Source organism: Mitsuaria sp. RG (assembly GCF_028369275.1).
Lineage (GTDB): Bacteria > Pseudomonadota > Gammaproteobacteria > Pseudomonadales > Pseudomonadaceae > Aquipseudomonas > Aquipseudomonas peradeniyensis.
Window position 1 is genome coordinate 82,537 of record NZ_JAQMYQ010000012.1, and the last position, 19,346, is coordinate 101,882.

Below are 19,346 nucleotides of genomic sequence, written 5' to 3' on the forward strand. Positions count from 1 at the left end.
AAGCCGGCGATGAGGGCGTCGCGGTCGTGAAGGGTTACTCGGCATCCAGATGCATCGGTGTCACCACTCGGCCATCGCTCTCTGCCTGGCCGAGATTGGTGTCGATAAAGTACACCCGGTCATCTTCCAGCTGGCCCTTGTCCACCAGGTAGTCCTTGATGCTGCTGGCGCGTTCCTGGCCGAGGGTGCGCAGCAATGCGGTGCTTTCCGCCCAGGACTTGATTACCGCCTCGCGCAGCTTGGCGCTGCGTTCGTCACGGCCCAGCTTCTCCCACTCGGCCGGTGGCTGCTGCTTGAGACGGGTACGGTAGATGCCTTCGAGCATCGCCGGCTTGTCGCTGTCATCGACCACCAGCAACGAGGCGTTGGCCGGTACCTTGTCGCCGCGGCGCTGGAGGATCTTGTACCAGGTGGCCTGGTACTCGCGCTCCAGGCGCTGCTGGGCGATCAGCGGGCCGTCACTGCTCTGGGCGGCGGTGCCCTCGATCTCCAGGCGCAGCTCAGGGCGCTCTTTCAGGGCCGAAGCGAGCTTGTCCAGGGACGCCTGCACTTCAGGGGTAAGGTCGCTGGAGCCCGCCGCGAAAGAAACGTTGCCCAAATCTTCCGAACCGCCGCCGGCGACCAGCCCGCCGAGCAGCTTGAACGGCGCCTGGGCCGCGCGCAGCACCAGGTTGCGCAGGGTCTGCCAGACGATCGGCATCACGCTGAACTGCGGGTTGTTGAGGTCGCCCGATACCGGCAACTCGATGGAGATCCTGCCTTCGGTGTCCTTGAGCAGGGCGACCGCCAGGCGGATCGGTAGGTCCACGGCGTCCGGGCTGTCGACCTTCTCGCCCAGTTGCAATTGCTCGATCACCACCTTGTTCTCGGCCTTGAGCTGGCCGTTGGTGATCAGGTAGTGCAGGTCGAGGTTCAGCCGGCCCTTGCGGATGCGCATGCCCGCGAACTTGCCGGAGTAGGGGGTGAGCGTGGTCAGCTCGACACGCTTGAAGCTGGTGGCGATGTCCAGGCTGGCCAGCGGGTTGAACGGGTTGAGCGCACCTTTGATGGTGACCGGTGCGTAGCGGTCCACCTTGCCCTTGATATCCACCTTGGCCGGCAACGGCTTGCGGTTGTCGATGGTGCCGATCTGGCCGTTGAGCTGCTGCACGGCAGTGGCGAAGTTGGGGGTCAGGGTCAGGTCCGCGAAGTTGGCCGAACCATCGTTGATACTGATCTGGCCGATACGGATGCCCAGTTCCTTGCCGCCGCTGGACGCGGCCGGCTTGCTTGGCGCCGCGGCAGGCTTGTCCGCGGGTTGCGGGATCAGCAGGTCGTCGACGTTGGTGGTGCGGTCTTCGTTGATGATGAAGCGCGCATAGGGTTGCAGCAGGGTAACCTTGTCGATCGACAGGGCATCACCGTGCACATAGGACAGGCCGTCGACGTTGACCTGCTGCCATTTGACGAAATCGCGGTTCTTGATGGTGTCCAGGGTGTGCAGCTGGTTGGCCTGGGCCTTGCCGGTGATGCTGAAGGCCAGTGGCTCGGTGCTCTTGAGGTCGACCTTGAGGTCGCTGGAGAGCATGCCGCTGCGCAGTTCCAGGCGGATGAACGGGCTGATGTAGGCCTGGGCGACGCGCAGGTCGATGTCGCGGGTGGCGACGTCGAGTTTCGCGCTGACTGGCGCCAGGTTGACCTGACCTGCGGCCTGCAACTTGCCTTGCTTGCCCACGCCGGTGTCGAGCTTGAGGGTGAAGGGCGACTGGTTGAGGCTGTCGAAGTTCTGCAGGTCGAGGTTGAGTGGGCCGACATCCAGGGCCACGGGCTCTTTCTGGCTACGGTCAGCCAGGTGAATGAGGTAGTTGCGCGCCTGCACGTCCTTGAGCAGCACCTGCCAGGGTTTGCTCGGCTCCTTGGCGGCCTGCTCTTCAGGGGTCGGTTCGGCGGCGGCGGGTTCGGCCTTTTCCTTCGGCGTGGCCTTGGCCGGCTGGCTGGCGAACAGCTTCTGCCAATCGAGCTGGCCGTCCTTTTCCAGGGCCGCCCAGGTCTCCAGCTTCTCACTGCGGATCTTGCCGACGGTGACCAGCTGTTTGGCCAGGTCGATGGAGGTCTCGCTCACCTCCAGGCTGGCCAGGCGGGCCAGCGGGCGCCCGTCCGGGGCCTTGATGGCGAAGGGCGCGACCCGCACCGAGGTGTTGTCGAGCAGCAGCTCGGTTTCCTTGGCGAGGTTGAGCTTGTAGTGGGTGTCGAGGCTGACCATGCCGTCTTCCAGCACCAGCGGCACGGCGTCGCGCACATAAGGCCAGAACAGCTTCATCTTGCCGTCGGTGACCTTGAGGGTACCTTCGGAGGCGATCGGCGTCAGGCTCAGGGTGCCGCTCCAGTCGATGCGCCCGCCGGCCGGGCCGTTGGCCACCAGGGTCATGTCGGCGTTGTCGTCGGGCAGGGTACTGAGGTTCTTCAGCTCCAGGTTCATCGAGTCGTAAAGGAACTCGATTGGCTCGCTCGGGCGCAGGTCCTGGAAATGCAGGTAGCCTTCGCTGAGCTTGATGCTGGCGATGCGCAGCGGGAACGGGTCGCTTGGCGGCTCCTCCGGCTTGGGCTCGCTGGGCGGGATCTTGAACAACTGGGCCAGGTTGAGGCTGCCGTCCTTGGCGAACAGCAGCTCGGTGCGCGGCTTGTCCAGCTCCACGGCGTCCAGGCGCAGGGCCTTGGTCCACAGGCTGTCGAGGGACAGGTTGGCATACAGGCGCTCGAAGCCGACCTGCTCCTTGCCGGGCTCGCCGATCTGCAGGCCCCAGAGGGTCAGTTCAAGGCTGAACGGGTTGAGCTCGATGCGCTGCAGGTGCGCCGGCACCGTGGCGTATTGCGCCAGTTGCTGGTTGGCGATGCGCAGGGCGACACCGGGGAGAATGAAAAAGCCGAGCAGGCCGTACAGGGCCACGAGGGCCAGCAGTGCGCCGATAGCGCGGGTCAATCCTTTGGGCATGTGTCGCATCGTCTGTATCAGGCTGGAGTGCTTGGAGTATGGCACGTTAAATCGGTTCCGATGAACGGAGCAAAATACCTCATTCGATGCCCATGCGCCGCCGTGCGCGGTGCGCCGAACCGTCGCGCATGGCCCAGCGCAGCACCGGGGCGGTGTTGTTAAGGCCCAGGCGGATCATGCGCCGCTCGACCGCGCCCTGGTGCAGGCCGAGCATTTCGCTGGCCCATTCGGGCAGCAGGTCGATGCCGGCCTTGAGCATCAGCTTGCCCACCGGCTCGGCCATCCGGCTGGGCGCCGGGGCCTTGAGCAGGATGTCCACCACCTCCAGGCTGCGCGCGTCGCACTGCAGTTGCGGGCGCATGCGCCGCAGGTACTCGTCGACCTCGGCGCAGGAGCGTGGCACGTCACGTGCGCCGAGGCGCTCGGCGATCAGCGCGATCTCGTCGTAGTAGGCGTCCTGCTCGGCGCGTGGCAGGCGGGGATTGCGATAACGCAGGTGGGCGGCGAGGAAGCTGCTGACTTCGGCCACATGCACCCAGGTCAGCAGGTCGGGGTCGCTCGCCGCATAGGGACGGCCATCGGGCGCGGTGCCGGTCACCTTGAGGTGGATGGTGCGAACCTTGTCGATCAGCCACTCGGCGTCGCGGGTCGAGCCGAAGGTGGTGCCGGAGATGAACTGGCTGGTACGGCGCAGGCGTCCGAGCAGATCCTGGCGGAAGTTCGAATGATCCCACACCCCGGCCAGTGCCAGCGGGTGCAGCAGTTGCAGCATCAATGCGCTGATACCGCCCACCAGCATGCTGGGGAAGTCGCCATGTACCTGCCAGCTGATGCTCTGTGGGCCGAACAGGCCGGGATCACCCTTGGGCGATTCCAGGTCGAGCTGGCCGAGGGCCAGCCCGGTGAGGCTCATGACCTGGGTTTCGATGCGACGACGTAGGACTTCCATGGCGACCTGCGCTGGCCGCCATGGCGGCCGTCTATGAATTGAGGCGTATGTCCATTGGCCGGGCGTCTCCCGGGCCGACGGGGGCGTGCGTCTCGAGCGCGCCTCCGTGGATATGATAAACCGTGGGCTCCTCGGAAAAATACGGTGTGAGGTGGGCCATGAAGAGCTGGTGGTCTTCGCTGGTCTCGAAGCCAGGCGTGTGATCCTCGAGGGATTGCCACTGTACGATCAGGTTGAAGTGATGGGTTTTTTCGATCCCTTGCGCGAGCAGGTGGCTGATGTGCCCTTTGGCCCGGCTGAGCAGAGGGGCGACTTCGGCGAAGGCGTGCCTGAAACTGTCGATGCGCGCCTGCTGGATGGGAAGAATGGCGATTTCGTAGATCATGGCGGTCCTCATGATTGGGTTGGGCGAGGGGGCGTCAAGCGTTGCTGGGTTCGGCCGCAGGCACGACCGCAATGGCGATCTTTCCTTGCAGGCCATTGTTGGGGCTTTGCAGCCGGGCATGGGCGAGCGCAACGTCGGCCAGGGGATAGATGGCGCCCACATGTGGCCGCAGTTGTCCGCGCTCGACCAGCGCGCTCAGCTCATCGAGCTTGCCGCGCTGCTGCCGGGTGAAGACGAAGTGATAGCTCGCGTTCTTGCCCCAGGCCTGAATGAGGTTCTGTGGTTGCGCGATGTCCACGATCGACACCACGCGCCCCAACTGGGCCAGGGCGTCCGGGCTGCGAGACAGGGTATCGCCGCCAATGGTGTCGAATACCACTTCGACGCCATGGCCTGCGGTTTCCTTGAGGATGACATCGACATAGTCCTGGCGCTCGTAGTCGATGACCACATCGGCGCCCATGCGTCGCGCGAATTCGGCATTCGCTTCGCGTACCGTGGTGAAGACCCTGGCGCCCATGGCCTTGGCCAGCTGGATCGCCACATGGCCGACGCCGCCGGCACCGCCATGCACCAGGATGCTCTCGCCCACCCTGAGCGCCGCGCGGACCACCAGCGCCTCCCAGGCCGTGCCGCCGACCAGGCTCAGGCTTGCCGCCTCGAGATGGCTTAGCGACGGCGGCTTCCGGCCGACGATGCCTTCGGCGGCAACGTGGTATTCGGCATAGCTGCCCGCGCCCTCGAATATCTGCGGGGTGTACCACACCTCGTCACCGGGGCTGATTGCCGTCACCCCAGGCCCGACGGCCTCGACGACGCCGGAGACGTCGTGCCCGGTGATGGCCGGCAGCGGCACCAGGTCGGGATAGTCGCCGCGACGCACCTGGTAATCCAGCGGATTGACGGAGGTGGCATGCACCCTGACCAGTACCTGCCCGGCCTTCGGCACCGGCTTGGCGATGTCACGATAGACGAATGCATCCGGGCCGCCGAAGGCATCCAGTATCAACGCTTTCATGGTGTTTCCTCGCTTCGATAAAAAGGGATATCGAGAAATATCGATATATAAAATGAGATCAAGCTGCCTTTCTGTTTCTGGGCGCCTGGCAGGCACCTCGGGGATTGCTCCTTGATTTCGTTAAAACGGGATATCGAGAAATATCGATATTGTGAGGTAAAAGCAAACCCTACAGGTCGCTCCCGATCAGCTCGGCGAGCGCGCTGATGGCTGCTTCGTTGCGCTTGTAGTAGGTCCACTGGCCAATGCGGCGGACCTCGACCAGGCCTGCACGCTGCAGGGTGGCCAGGTAGTCGGACACCGTTGACTGCGACAGCCCCACGCCTTCCTGGATACTGCTCACACAGACACCCACGGTGTGAACGTCACCTTCGTCCTGTGGGGGAAAGTGTTTCACCGGGTCTTTCAGGCCTTTGAGGATCTCGAGGCGTGTGCGGTTCGAGAGTGCCTTGAATACGTCGAGCAGTTCCATGACGCGATAATATCGGTATTTTCCGATATGTCAATTCGCCGCAGGACGGCCGGCAGCGGCCGCCCTGCGAAGCGGCCTATTGGTTCAGGCGTTTGTCGATCAGGCCCTGGACCACGCTCGGGTCGGCCAGGGTGGAGGTGTCGCCCAGGTTGTCCAGTTCATTGCAGGCGATCTTGCGCAGGATGCGCCGCATGATCTTGCCCGAGCGGGTCTTGGGCAGGGCGGGTGCCCACTGGATCAGTTCGGGCTTGGCGAAGCTGCCGATCTCCTTGCTGACCAGGGCCAGCAGTTCGGCCTTGAGCGCGTCGTCCGGCGCGACGCCGTTCATGGGGGTGACGAAGGCATACACACCCTGCCCCTTGAGGTCGTGCGGGTAACCGACCACGGCGGCTTCTGCGACGCTGTCATGCAGCACCAGGGCGCTCTCCACCTCGGCGGTGCCGATACGGTGGCCGGAAACATTGATCACATCGTCGATGCGCCCGGTGATCCAGTAGTCGCCATCGGCATCGCGGCGGGCGCCGTCGCCGGTGAAGTAGTAGCCGGGCATCGGCTTGAAGTAGGTGTCGACCATGCGCTGGTGGTCGCCGTAGACGCTGCGGACCTGCCCGGGCCAGCTGGCCTTGATCGCCAGCAGCCCGGCGCCGGGGCCTTCGATCAGCTTGCCTTTGTCGTCCAGCAGTACCGGTTGCACGCCGAACATCGGCTGGGTGGCGCAGCCCGGCTTGAGCCGTGGCGTGCCGGGGAGGGGGGTGAGCATGATGCCGCCGGTCTCGGTCTGCCACCAGGTGTCGACGATGGGGCAGCGTTTCTGTCCGACCTCTTCGAAATACCATTCCCAGGCTTCCGGGTTGATCGGCTCGCCGACGCTGCCGAGCAGGCGCAGGCTATCGCGCCGGGTTGTCTGTAGCGGCCCGTCGCCTTCGCGCATCAACGCGCGCAGGGCGGTGGGCGCGGTGTAGAAGATGTTCACCCGGTGCTTGTCGACCACCTGCCAGAAGCGCGAAGTGTCGGGGTAGTTGGGCACGCCTTCGAACATCAGCGAGATCGCGCCGTTGGCCAGCGGGCCGTAGACGATATAGCTGTGGCCGGTGACCCAGCCGACGTCGGCGGTGCACCAGAACACCTCGCCGTCGCGGTAGTCGAACACGGTCTTGAAGGTCATGGTCGCCTGCAGCAGGTAGCCGGCGGTGGTGTGCAGCACGCCCTTGGGCTTGCCGGTGCTGCCCGAGGTGTAGAGGATGAACAGCGGATCCTCGGCGTTCATCGGCTCGGCCGGGCAGTCGTCAGCGGCCTTTTCCGTCACCTCGTGATACCAGAGGTCGCGGTCTTCGCTCCAAATCACATCGCTGCCGGTGCGCCTGACCACCAGCACGCTGCTGACGTTCGGGCAGTTTGCCAGCGCCTTGTCGACGTTGTGCTTGAGTGGGATGCGCTTGCCGCCCCGCACGCCTTCGTCAGCGGTGATCACGGTGCGGCAGTCGGCGTCGAGGATGCGGTCGCGCAGGGCGTCGGGGGAGAAGCCGCCGAACACCACCGAGTGGATGGCGCCGATGCGCGTGCAGGCGAGCATGGCGTAGGCGGCCTCGGGGATCATCGGCATATAGATGCACACCCGGTCGCCTTTGTTCACACCACGGGCTTTCAGGGCGTTGGCCAGGCGGCAGACCTGGCGGTGCAGTTCGCGGTAGCTGATGGCCTTGCTGTCCGCGGGATCGTCGCCTTCCCAGAGCAGGGCGGTTTGCTCGCCGCGCTGGGCCAGGTGGCGATCGATGCAGTTATGGCTGACGTTGAGCTGGGCGCCGTCGAACCAGCGGGCGCTGCCGGTGTTCAGGTCGCATTGCTGCACGCTTGACCAGGGCTTGATCCAGTCCAGGCGCTTGGCCTGTTCGGCCCAGAAGGCGTCGGGATCATCCACCGACTGGCGGTAGAGGCGGCGGTATTCGTCGTCGCTGAGGGTGGCGGACTGGCTCACGGCCAGGGCCTGGGGATAGTCGCGGATATCGAACATGGCGGGTGGTCCTGCTCTTGTTAGGGGCGAGGGACTGCAACGGCTATTCGATGGACAGTGTAGCTAGAGGTGATGTTCCTTGAGGATCATGGTGTCCGTGTAGGAGCGGCCTTGCGCCGCGAAAGGGCCGCGAAGCGGCCCCATGATGATTGCCGGGGCCGCTGTGCGGCCCTTTCGCGGCACAAGGCCGCTCCTACACAAAGAGCGGCTGTGTAGCGTCAGCCGCGGTGACGGCCGCGGAAGTAGTTGATCAGGCCCTGGGTGGAGCCGTCCTCGGCGTTGTCCTCCTGGGCGCCCACCAGGCGCTGGTACACGCCCTTGCCCAGTTCCTTGCCCAGCTCCACGCCCCACTGGTCGAAGGCGTTGATGCCCCAGACCACGCTCTGCACGAACACCTTGTGCTCGTACATCGCCACCAGCGCACCGAGGCGGCGCGGGCTGATGCGCTCGACCACCAGGGTGTTGCTCGGGCGGTTGCCCGGGATCACCTTGTGCGGCGCCAGCTTGGCGATATCGGCCTCGTTCAGGCCCTTGGCGCGCAGTTCTGCCTCGGCTTCCTCGCGGGTCTTGCCGAGCATCAGCGCCTGGCTCTGCGACAGGCAGTTGGCGTACAGCCACTGATGGTGGTCCGCCACCGGGTTGAAGCTCACCACCGGCACGATGAAGTCGGCCGGGATCAGCTGGGTGCCCTGGTGCAGCAACTGGTGGTAGGCGTGCTGGCCGTTGCAGCCGACGCCGCCCCAGATCACCGGGCCAGTGTCGGTCTTCACCGGGCTGCCGTCCTGCAGCACGCTCTTGCCGTTGGACTCCATGTCCAGTTGCTGCAGGTGCTTGGTGATGTTGCGCAGGTAATGGTCGTACGGCAGGATCGCGTGGGCCTGGGCGCCCCAGAAGTTGCCGTACCACACGCCCAGCAGGGCCAGCAGCACCGGCATGTTCTTCTCGAACGGCGCGGTCTGGAAGTGCTGGTCCATGGTGTAGGCGCCGGACAACAGTTCCTTGAAGTTGGCGGTGCCGATGGCCAGGGCGATCGGCAGGCCGATGGCCGACCACAGCGAGTAGCGCCCGCCGACCCAGTCCCACATCGGGAAGATGTTCTCTTCGCGGATGCCGAAGGCCACGGCCGCGGCCTTGTTGCTGGATACGGCGATGAAGTGGCGGTACAGCTCGGCTTCCGAACCGCCCTGGGCCAGGTACCAGGTGCGCGCGGCCTGGGCGTTCTTCAGGGTTTCCAGGGTGTTGAACGACTTCGACGAGACGATGAACAGGGTGGTCTCGGCGCGCAGGTTGGCCGACAGCTCATGGAACTCGCTGCCGTCGATGTTCGCCAGGTAGTGGCAGCGCACGCCGCGCTGGGCGTAGGGCAGCAGCGCCTCGGAGACCAGCTCGGGGCCGAGGAACGAGCCGCCGATGCCGATGTTGACCACGTCGGTGATCGGTTTTTCGCTGTAGCCGCGCCACAGGCCGTCGTGGATGCGGCCGACCAGTTCGGTGATCTGGTTCAGCACCTTGTGCACTTCCGGCATCACGTTGACGCCGTTCACGCTGAGCTTGTCGCCGACCGGGCGGCGCAGGGCGGTGTGCAGCACCGGACGGCCTTCGGAGGCGTTGATGATCTCGCCGCTGAACATCGACTTGATGGCCGCTTCCAGGTCGACGTCCTTGGCCAGGTTCACCAGCAGGTCACGGGTCTGCTCGGTGATCAGGTTCTTCGAGTAGTCGAGGAACAGGCCGCAGCTGCTCAAGGAGAACTGCTCGAAGCGCTTGCCGTCGGCGGCGAAGGCTTCGCGCATGCTGAAGCCCTGCATGGCGTCGCGGTGTTGCTGAAGCGCCTGCCAGGCGGGCAGCGCCGTCACATCGTGGGGGGTACGGTAATACGCCATTGCGGGTGGTTTCCTTGGTGCATGGTCAGGCTTGGACAGCGGCATTCGTTGCCGGTTGCAAGCTGGACATTATAGGCATTGGCAGGAAACCGGGAATGGGTGAGGCAAGCGAGGAGGATGAAAATTGTCACGAGGGTGATCGTGAGAGCTGGCTTTGTGACAGCAGACTTCGTGAGGTTGAGCGTCGTGGGAGCGGGCTTGCCCCGCGATTGCGGTTGCCTGGGCAGGCGCTATCGCGGGGCAAGCCCGCTCCCACGGGTCATATCAGGCGCTCTGCTCTTCGAGGTGCAGGTAGAGATTGTCGATCAGCCGGGTGTTACCCAGGTAAGCCGCGGCGATTACCACCAGGTCACGGTCATCGACTTGCGCCGGGCGCAGGGTGACGGCGTGGCGCACTTCCAGGTAATCCTTACGGAACCCGGCGCTTTCGAGTTGCCCCTGGCCCTCGGCGATCAGCGCCGGGTAGTCGCGTTGGCCACGGCGCAGGGCGTCGGCGATGCCGCTCAGGGTGCGATACAGCACCGGGGCGGTGGCTCGCTGCTCCGGCGTCAGGTAGCCATTGCGCGACGACAGCGCCAGGCCGTCCTCGGCGCGCACGGTCGGCTCGCCGATGATCTGGATCGGCATGTTCAGGTCGCGCACCATGGCGCGGATCACCGCCAGTTGCTGGAAGTCCTTTTCGCCGAACACGGCAAGGTCTGGCTGGACCATGTTGAACAGCTTGCTGACCACCGTCGCCACGCCTTCGAAGTGTCCGGGGCGGCTGGCGCCGCACAGGCCTTCGGACAGTTGCGGCACGCTCACCCGGGTCTGCACCGCCATGCCGTCGGGGTACATCTCCTCGACGGTGGGGGCGAACAGCAGGTGGCAGCCGGCCTGCAGCAGTGTTTCCTGGTCGGCGGCGAGGGTGCGGGGATACTTGTCCAGGTCCTCGCCCGCGCCGAACTGCAGCGGGTTGACGAAGATGCTGGCGACCACGAAGTCGGCGCGCTGGGCGGCCTTGGTCACCAGGGCGGCGTGGCCGCTGTGCAGGTTGCCCATGGTCGGCACGAAGGCGATGCGCTTGCCTTCGCCACGGGCGCGGGCCACGGCGGCACGCAGTTCACGGACGGTCTTGACGGTATTCATGCGCTGAACCCATGCTCGCTGCCAGGGAAGCTGACGTCCTTGACCGCACGGACATAGGCGGCCAGGGCACTCTGGATGTCCGGCTGGCCGGCCATGAAGTTCTTCACGAACTTCGGCACGCGGCCGCTGAGCGACAGTCCGAGCATGTCATGCAGGACCAGCACCTGGCCATCGGTGGCGCTGCCGGCGCCGATGCCGATCACCGGAATGCCCACCGCCTGGGTAATCTCCGCCGCCAGCTCGCTGGGCACGCACTCGAGCAGCAGCATGGCCGCGCCGGCCTGCTCCAGGGCGATGGCGTCGGCGCGCATCTGGCGGGCCTGGGCTTCCTGGCGGCCCTGGACCTTGTAGCCACCCAGCACGTTGACCGTCTGCGGGGTCAGTCCCATGTGCGCACACACCGGCACACCGCGCTCGGCCAGCAGGCGGATGGTCTCGCCCAGCCAGGCGGCGCCTTCGATCTTGAGCATGTGGGCGCCGGCGCGCATCAGTTCGGCGGCGTTGGCGAAGGCCTGTTCGGGGGTGGCGTGGGCCATGAACGGCAGGTCGGCGAGGATCAGCGCGCCATCGTTGCCGCGCTTGACGCAGGCGGTATGGTAGGCCATGTCGCGGTTGGTGACCGGCAGGGTGCTGTCATGGCCCTGCAGGACCATCCCCAGGGAGTCGCCCACCAGCAGGACTTCCACGCCGGCTTGGCTGGCGGCCTTGGCGAAGGTCGCGTCATAGCAGGTCAGCATGGTGATTTTTTCGCCCTTGGCCTTCAGGCCATGCAGGGTGGTCAGGGTTACTTCAGGCATGTAGGGGAATCCTCGTTCAGGCGCTGTGAACAACAACTGCGTACAACGCGTGTATTCATCTTCCGGAGCGGCACATCATCGTCTGTGATGTTCGGGCACAGGTCCGTCCGGGCCTAAATGGGTGATTGCGGCAGAGTGGCGCCGCGGGACGCCTATAGTCGTGAGCGAGGTGGGGGAAGTCAACCAGCCGTGTTACCGCATTGTTACGGTACCGGTGTTACTGGCGTTACCGCCGTCGGAAACGCCCGAATTACAGGCGTTCCAGGCCGACGAACGGACAGTCTTCGAGCAACTGCGCCAGGGCGCGGCCGTCGGCGAGGCGGAATTCGGCGGGCACCAGCTCGGCGAGCGGGTAGAGCACGAAGGGGCGTGCGTGCATGTGGTAGTGCGGCACCTGCAGGCGCGGCACGTCAATGACCCGGTCACCGAACAACAGCACGTCGAGGTCGAGGGTGCGTGGGCCCCAGCGCTCCTGGCGCACGCGGCCCTGGTCGTTCTCGATGGCTTGCAGCGCGTCGAGCAGGTCCAGCGGCGCCAAGGCCGTGTCGATGGCCGCCACTGCGTTGGTGTAGCGCGGCTGGCCGGGCAGCAGGGAGTCGCTGGTGTAGAGCGCCGAGGCCGCCGCCAGGCGGGTGTCGGTGATCAGGTCCAGCGCCTGCAGGGCGCTGCGCAGCTGCTCGGCGGGTTCATCCAGGTTGCTGCCCAGGCCGATGAACGCACGGGTGTTCATGCTCAGTCCCAGGCCTGCTCGTCATCACGCTTGCGTTTGCCGCCGCTGCGCTTGCGCTTGCGTGGGCCGGCAGTGCCGCCGTCGTCACGGCTGCCGAGCTCGCGGATCATGTCGCGGCGCTGGCTGTCGTTGGCGTCCTGGTAGTCGGTCCACCACTCGCCCAGGCCGTCGGTTTCCTCGCCGGCGCTTTCACGCAGCAGGAGGAAGTCGTAGCCGGCGCGGAAGCGCGGGTTGTCCAGCAGCATGTCGGCGCGTTTGCCACTGCGTCGTGGCAGGCGCTCCTGCATGTCCCAGATCTCGCGGATCGGCAGGGTGAATCGCTTGGGGATGGCAATGCGTGCGCATTGTTCGGCGATCAGGTCGTGGGCCGCGCCGTTCATGGCAGGGATCGGCGGCACGCCTTGGCTCTGCAGGTACAGCACGCGGCCCGGCAGGGCCGGCCAGAGCAGGGCGGCGAAGAGGAATGCCGGGGTCACCGGTTTGCCCTGCTTGACGCGCAGGTCGGTGTTGCTCAGGGCCTGGCTGATCAGGGTGTGGGTGTAGGTCGGGCGTTCTTCCAGGGCCTGGCTGCTGGCCGGGAACAGCGGCTCGAACAGTTGCAGGTCGACCAGCATCTCGAAGGTGATCGCGCCTTGGCCGTTGAGGAACAGCTTGAGGCACTCCTCGAACAGGCGTGCCGGCGGAATGTCACGCAGCATGGGCGCCAGTTCGCGGATCGGTTGCACAGTGTGCTTCTCGATGCCGAAGTCCAGCTTGGCGGCGAAGCGCACGGCGCGCAGCATGCGTACCGGGTCTTCCTGGTAGCGGTGCGTCGGGTCGCCGATCAGGCGCAGCAGGCGGTTACGGATGTCGTGGACACCGTTGGCGTAGTCGAGGATGCGCTCGCTGACCGGGTCGTAGTACAGGGCGTTAATGGTGAAGTCGCGGCGTTGCGCGTCTTCTTCCAGGGTGCCGTACACGTTGTCGCGCAGGATGCGGCCGCTGGCATTGTGCGACGAGCGGTGGCTATCGGACTGGTCTTCATCCGAGTGCGGGGCACGGAAGGTCGCGACCTCGATGATGTCACGGCCGAAATGCACGTGCACCAGCTTGAAACGCCGGCCGATGATGCGGGCGTTGCGGAACTCCGCGCGGATCTGCTCGGGGGTGGCGCTGGTGGCGACGTCGAAGTCCTTGGGCGTGATGCCCAGCAGCAGGTCGCGCACGCAGCCACCGACCAGGTAGGCCTGGTAACCGGCTGCCTGCAGACGCTCGACGATGCCCACGGCATGGCGGCTGAACTGGCTGCGCTGCAGCGAGTGCTGGCTCTTGTTGATCACTTCAGGCGTGGTGCGCCTGTGGTGCTGGCCACGGACGGGCGGGCGGAACGACTGGAACAGCTTCTTCAGCATGGGATGCACTGTTTGAAGGAATGATCGGCCAAGGATAGGAGAATGGCCGCATGATGGGCGGGGATTCTAGCATTTACTGGGGGAATGGTGTAGGCGGTGTGGCAAGGGCGATGCGAAAGGGAGAAACGACATGGGGAGCCGAAGCTCCCCATCAAAGTCGTTGCGTGCTCTTATTGTTTTTTTGCCGGGCTTCTTGTTTTTGTTGAATGCCCTGTCCACAAATCTCGAAGCTTGTGGACGACCCCCAAACCGGGGGTGAAGAGCAAACGGATTGCTTTGGTCGCCGAGTTGATGCTGATCTGTCGATCCAATCAGTTCAGGTGCTGCTTTTTAGTGCAGTTTTTGTTGTTCTCTGCCTGATCGTGGGGCAAGCCCCAAACACAACGCCTCTCCAAAAGAATCAGTTAGCTGCGCCTCCGCCGTCTTGTTCTTATTGTGCGTGAGCCGTTTCGTCTTGTTCTTATTCTGAGTTGCAGTGCTTGTTATTGTTCTTGTACCAGACATATAGCAGGTGCCGTGCCAACTTTTGAAAACCCAATGAAATCGGGGGGTTCAGCGGTTCAGACAGGTTTTTGGGCGGGGCAAATGTAGAAATTTCGTTACCTTACGCCTCGGGGGATGTTACGGCTGACAGGGTGGGTAACAGATTTTTGCGGGAACTGATGTGTTACCGCACAAACGCATCGCGGAGCTAGCCCGCTCCCACGGACCAGGCAAGGCTGGCGTGGGAGCGGGCTGGCCCCGCGATCGGATTACATAGAATCAATTGTCGCTGGTGGCGTTGCTCTTGCGTCGCGGGATACCCAGGCGCTGGCGGCGTTCCCACAGGCATTTGCGGCTGACGCCCAGCTTGCGCGCCAGCTCGGTCTCGGTCATGTGGTCCTGGTGCTCGAGGACGAAATGCTGGAAGTAGTCCTCCAGCGACAGGTCCTCGGTCGGCTCGTGGCTGGCGTTGTTGGCGCTGGCCAGGCTTGGCAGGCTGTCCAGCACGTCATCGTCTTCCAGGTCGCTCAGCTCGATATCGATGCCCAGCAGGTCGGCGGAAATTTCCGCGCTCTCGCTGAGAATCACTGCGCGCTCCACGGCGTTTTCCAGTTCGCGCACGTTGCCCGGCCAGCTGTAGTGACGGATGGCCTGCTCGGCCTCGTGGGAGAAGTGCAGGTCGTCGCGGCCGATGCGTGCGCTCTGGCGGGCAAGGAAGGCATTGGCGATCTCGTTGACGTCGCTGCCGCGCTCGCGCAGGGCTGGCAGTTTCAGGGCGATCACGTGCAGGCGGTAGTACAGGTCTTCACGGAACTGCCCGGCCTTGGCCAGGTTCTTCAGGTCGCGGTGGGTCGCGGCGATCAGGCGCACATCGACCTTCTGCGACTGCACCGAGCCGACCCGGCGGATCTCGCCTTCCTGTAGCACGCGCAGCAGGCGGGCCTGGGCTTCCAGGGGCAGTTCGCCGATCTCGTCGAGGAACAGCGTGCCGCCGTCGGCGGCCTCGACCAGGCCCGCGCGCCCGGCACTGGCGCCGGTGAACGCGCCCTTCTCGTGGCCGAACAGTTCCGACTCGATCAGGGTCTCGGGGATCGCCGCGCAGTTCACCGAGATCATCGGTGCCTTGGCCCGGCGCGAGAGGTTGTGCAGGGCTCGGGCGACCAGCTCCTTGCCGGTGCCCGACTCGCCCTGGATCAGCACATTGGAGTCGGTCGGGGCGACCTTGCGAATCTTGACGTACATGTCCTGCATGGGCGGGCAGGAGCCGATGATGCCGATCTCGCCGTTGGCGGCCGCGCTACCTGCCTTGTCGCTGGCGGCCTTGCCGTTACCGGCGCGTGGTTCGGCGGCAGGCGCGGCGGCTGGAGCGTTCTGCCGGTCGCGCAGGATGCGGGCCACGGCCTGGAGCATCTCGTCGTGGTCGAAGGGCTTGGCGATGTAGTCCACCGCGCCCATCTTCATCGAGTCCACCGCCGAGCGCAGGCTGGCGTAGCTGGTCATGATCAGCACCGGGGTGCCCTGGCCGAGCTTGATCAGCTCGGTGCCCGGGGCGCCCGGCAGGCGCAGGTCGCTGACGATCAGGTCGAAGGTGGCAATGCTGAAGCGTTCCTGGGCTTCCTGCACCGAGCCGGCTTCGCTGACCTGGTACTGGTTCCGTTCGAGCAGGCGACGCAGGGCCGAACGGATGATGGTTTCGTCTTCGACGATCAGAATATGCGGCATTGATTCAATTCTCTCGACGGTCTCGAATTTCAGGGGACGTCGCTACGACATGCCGGGGCAGGGTCACGCGGATCCGGGTACCACGTTGGCGCTCGATGTCGGCCGGGCTGTCGATGGTGATTTGCCCATAATGCTCTTCCACGATGGAATAGACCAGAGCGAGCCCCAGTCCGGTTCCTTCGCCCGGGTCCTTGGTGGTGAAGAAGGGTTCGAAGAGGCGGTCCATGATGCTTTTCGGGATGCCGCTGCCTTCGTCCTCGACGATCAGGTCGACGGTGTGTTCGTTCACTTCACTGCGCACGCGCACGGCGCTGCCGGGCGGGGAGGCGTCGCGGGCGTTGGAAAGCAGGTTGATCAGCACCTGGGCCAGGCGCTGCGGGTCGCCCTCGACCCAGTGTTGCGGGTCGCAGAGGTTGAAGAACTGTACTTCGAAATTGCGCCGGTTCAACGCCAGCAGACCAATGGCGTCCTGCGCGACTTCGGCCAGGCACACCGGCTCCTCGCTGTTCTGCTGGCTGCCACCGGCATGGGCGAAGCTCATCAGCGACTGGACGATGCGCGACACGCGCTTGGTCTGCTCGAGGATCTGGCTGGACAGCTCGATGATCTCGCCGTCGCCCTCGCGCTCCTCGCGCAGGTTCTGCGCAAGGCAAGCGATGCCGGTGATCGGATTGCCGATCTCGTGGGCCACGCCCGCCGCCAGGCGACCGATGCTGGCCAGGCGTTCGGAGTGCACCAGCTTGTCTTCCAGCGCCTGGGTCTCGGTGAGGTCCTCGACCAGCAGCACCAGGCCGCTGTTGCCCGGGGCCAGCGGTTCGTCGATGGCCGCCTTGTGCAAGTTGAGCCAGCGTGGCTGGCCATCGAGGGCCAGGCGCTGCTTGTGCAGGTGCTCGTCGGGCACGTTGATGAAACCTTGCAGCAGGCCGCGCCAGGGTTCGCCGATGGTCACCAGGCGCGAACCGACCACGTGCTTGGCGGCGATCCCGGTGAGCTCCTCCATGGCCTTGTTCCACATCAGGATCTCCTGGTCCTTGGCCAGCGAGCACACGCCCATGGGCAGTTCCTGCAGGGTCTGGCGGTGGTAGCGGCGCAGGGCGTCGAGCTCGGCGGCAAGGCCGGTCAGGCGTGAGTGGTAATCCTCGAGTCGGCTCTCGATGAAGTGGATGTCCTCGGTGACGTAGTTCTCGTTGCCGGACTTGTAGGGCAGGAAGGTCTCGACCATGTCCTGGGCCACGCTCGGGCCCATCAGGCCGGAGAGGTTGGCCTCGATGCGGTCGCGCAGGCGGCGCAGGGCGTAGGGACGGCGCTCGTCGAAGGGCAGGTAGAGGTCGCGCAGGGCCTGTTCCACCTCTTTCTGTGCGGCCTTGGCGCCCAGCGGCTTGGCCAGTTGGGTGGCGAACTCCTGGGGCGAGGCGGCATGCAGCTCGCGGCGCTGCGGGCGACGCACGTTATCCACTGCGCAGGCCTCGGCGGCGCTGACCTCTTCGCTGCTGGCGTTGGTGAACAGCGAGATCAGGGTGAACAGCAGGACGTTGGCTGCCAGCGAGGCGATGGCCGCCATGTGCCAGCTGGTGTCGTCCAGCACGTAGATCATGTCCAGCAGCGGGATATAGAAGCCCTGCAGGTTGCCCAGCAGCGGCAGCAGCATGGTCACCATCCACACCAGCATGCCGGCCAGCAGCCCGGCGATGAAACCGCGGCGGTTGGCGGTCGGCCAGTACAGCACCGAAAGCACGCCGGGCAGGAACTGCAGGGTGGCGACGAAGGCGACGATGCCCAGGTTGGCCAGGCTCTGGTGGGTGTTCTGGGTCAGGTAGAAGATGAAGCCGGCGGTGATGATGGCGACGATCAGCGCCCGGCGGGTCCATTTCAGCCAGCGGTAGATGTTGCCTTCGGCCGGCGGCTGGTACAGCGGCAGTACCAGGTGGTTCAGGGCCATGCCCGACAGCGCCAGGGTGGTGACGATGATCAGCCCGCTGGCGGCAGACAGCCCGCCGACATACGCCAGCAGCGCCAGCGCTTCGTTGTTGGCGGCAATGCCCAGGCCCAGGGTGAAGTACTCGGGGTTGGTGCTGGCGCCCAGGCGCAGGCCGGCCCACAGCACCAGCGGCACGGCCAGGCTCATCAGCAGCAGGAACAGCGGCAGGCCCCAGCTGGCGCTGACCAGCGAGCGCGGGCTCAGGTTCTCGGTGAAGGCCATGTGGTACATGTGCGGCATGACGATCGCCGAGGCGAAGAACACCAGCAGCAGGGTGCGCCACGGCCCCTCCTGCAGTGGGGTGTGCAGGGCGGCGAGGGCGGTCTGGTTCTGCAGCAGCCAGACTTCCAGGCCGTGCGGCCCACCGAACACGCCGTACAGCGCGTAGAGGCCGACGCCGCCGAGGGCCAGTAGCTTGATCACCGATTCGAAGGCGATGGCGAACACCAGGCCTTCATGCTTCTCGCGGGTGGCGATATGGCGCGAGCCGAAGAAGATGGTGAACAGCACGATCAGCACGCAGAAGGCGAACGCCACCCGCGCCTTGACCGGTTCGCCGGTGAGGATGCTGATCGAGTCGGCCACCGCCTGGATCTGCAGGGCCAGCAGCGGCAGCACGCCAATCAGCATGAAGATGGTGGTCAGCGCGCCGGCCCAGGTGCTGCGAAAGCGAAACGCCAGCAGGTCGGCCAGCGACGAAAGCTGGTAGGTGCGGGTGATCTTGAGGATCGGGTAGAGCAACACCGGTGCCAGCAGGAAGGCCCCGGACACCCCCAGGTAACAGGCGAGGAAGCCGTAGCCGTATTGGTAGGCCAGGCCGACCGAGCCATAGAAGGCCCAGGCACTGGCGTAGACGCCCAGCGACAGGGTGTAGGTCAGGGGGTGGCGGATGACCGCGCGCGGGATCAGCCCGCGTTCGCTGATCCAGGCCACGCCGAACAGCACCAGCAGGTAGGCGGCGCTGATCAGGATCATCTGGGTCAGGCTAAAGCTCATCGGCATCTCGTTGGCTCTGCAGGATGAAGGTGACGACGATCAGGATCAGCCAGAGCAGGTAGGGGCGGTACCAGGCTCCGGTCGGCTCGATCCACCAGTCCATGATGGCCGGGGAGAACAGGTAGATCCCCACGACCAGAAGCAGGACCAAACGATAGATGTACATGCTGGCCTCGATGGGTTGGGCGCTGCGGGCTTGGACTTATTATTGGCGCAAATGGCTGGGGCGATGCTAGCGGGAATCGGTGCGGTTCGCCAAGGGGTTGAATTTGTTGGGCTTTTGATTTTGCTGAAACGCAGGGCTTGCTGTCTTGCGCGGTCCCTGTAGGAGCGGCCTTGTGCCGCGATGGGGCGCGTAGCGGCCCCAGGTTTTCAGTGTTGCCTCAGATATTGCCGGGGCTGCTTTGCAGCCCATCGCGGCACAAGGCCGCT

The 19,346-nt window shown here is 65.1% G+C and carries 14 protein-coding genes; all 14 read right to left on the minus strand.

Annotated elements, in window-relative coordinates; translation table 11 throughout:
• Positions 1-34: 34 nt before the first annotated feature.
• On the minus strand, positions 35-2,971 hold the full coding sequence (locus POF53_RS09640) for a DUF748 domain-containing protein (RefSeq protein ID WP_498967440.1): 2,937 nt from the start codon (positions 2,969-2,971) through the stop codon (positions 35-37).
• A gap of 79 nt (positions 2,972-3,050) precedes the next feature.
• Entirely contained in the window at positions 3,051-3,920 is an 870-nt protein-coding gene (locus POF53_RS09645) for an oxygenase MpaB family protein (RefSeq protein WP_498967442.1), read from the minus strand.
• Between the two features lie 31 nt (positions 3,921-3,951).
• Positions 3,952-4,305 carry an antibiotic biosynthesis monooxygenase family protein gene (locus POF53_RS09650; RefSeq protein ID WP_498967444.1) on the minus strand — a complete coding sequence of 118 codons (354 nt, stop codon included), beginning with the start codon at positions 4,303-4,305 and terminating at the stop codon, positions 3,952-3,954.
• A 34-nt stretch (positions 4,306-4,339) separates the two neighbouring features.
• Positions 4,340-5,323 (minus strand): zinc-dependent alcohol dehydrogenase family protein, encoded by a 984-nt coding sequence (locus tag POF53_RS09655; protein WP_498967446.1) that lies wholly within the window; start codon positions 5,321-5,323, stop codon positions 4,340-4,342.
• A gap of 169 nt (positions 5,324-5,492) precedes the next feature.
• Positions 5,493-5,795, minus strand: coding sequence for an ArsR/SmtB family transcription factor (locus POF53_RS09660; protein WP_254464333.1), 303 nt, complete (start codon positions 5,793-5,795; stop codon positions 5,493-5,495).
• 76 nt (positions 5,796-5,871) lie between these two features.
• Positions 5,872-7,806, minus strand: a complete 1,935-nt coding sequence (gene acs, locus POF53_RS09665) for an acetate--CoA ligase (protein ID WP_498967449.1) — start codon at positions 7,804-7,806, stop codon at positions 5,872-5,874.
• Between the two features lie 218 nt (positions 7,807-8,024).
• Positions 8,025-9,689, minus strand: a complete 1,665-nt coding sequence (pgi, locus tag POF53_RS09670) for a glucose-6-phosphate isomerase (RefSeq protein WP_234560864.1) — start codon at positions 9,687-9,689, stop codon at positions 8,025-8,027.
• Between the two features lie 264 nt (positions 9,690-9,953).
• Positions 9,954-10,817: a pantoate--beta-alanine ligase gene (gene panC, locus POF53_RS09675; RefSeq protein ID WP_254464331.1), complete on the minus strand. Its 864-nt coding sequence runs from the start codon at positions 10,815-10,817 to the stop codon at positions 9,954-9,956.
• On the minus strand, positions 10,814-11,614 hold the full coding sequence (panB, locus tag POF53_RS09680) for a 3-methyl-2-oxobutanoate hydroxymethyltransferase (RefSeq protein ID WP_110735118.1): 801 nt from the start codon (positions 11,612-11,614) through the stop codon (positions 10,814-10,816). The genes panC and panB overlap by 4 nt, the downstream gene beginning before the upstream one ends.
• A gap of 250 nt (positions 11,615-11,864) precedes the next feature.
• Positions 11,865-12,344, minus strand: a complete 480-nt coding sequence (folK, locus tag POF53_RS09685; RefSeq protein WP_203648076.1) for a 2-amino-4-hydroxy-6-hydroxymethyldihydropteridine diphosphokinase — start codon at positions 12,342-12,344, stop codon at positions 11,865-11,867.
• A 2-nt stretch (positions 12,345-12,346) separates the two neighbouring features.
• On the minus strand, positions 12,347-13,735 hold the full coding sequence (locus POF53_RS09690) for a polynucleotide adenylyltransferase PcnB (protein WP_203648075.1): 1,389 nt from the start codon (positions 13,733-13,735) through the stop codon (positions 12,347-12,349).
• Positions 13,736-14,497: 762 nt separating this feature from the next.
• Positions 14,498-15,940, minus strand: a complete 1,443-nt coding sequence (locus POF53_RS09695) for a sigma-54-dependent transcriptional regulator (protein ID WP_203648074.1) — start codon at positions 15,938-15,940, stop codon at positions 14,498-14,500.
• 4 nt (positions 15,941-15,944) lie between these two features.
• Positions 15,945-18,914 carry a sensor histidine kinase gene (locus POF53_RS09700; RefSeq protein WP_498967454.1) on the minus strand — a complete coding sequence of 990 codons (2,970 nt, stop codon included), beginning with the start codon at positions 18,912-18,914 and terminating at the stop codon, positions 15,945-15,947.
• Positions 18,904-19,080 (minus strand): hypothetical protein, encoded by a 177-nt coding sequence (locus POF53_RS09705; RefSeq protein ID WP_003250005.1) that lies wholly within the window; start codon positions 19,078-19,080, stop codon positions 18,904-18,906. The genes POF53_RS09700 and POF53_RS09705 overlap by 11 nt, the downstream gene beginning before the upstream one ends.
• Between the last annotated feature and the right edge of the window lie 266 nt (positions 19,081-19,346).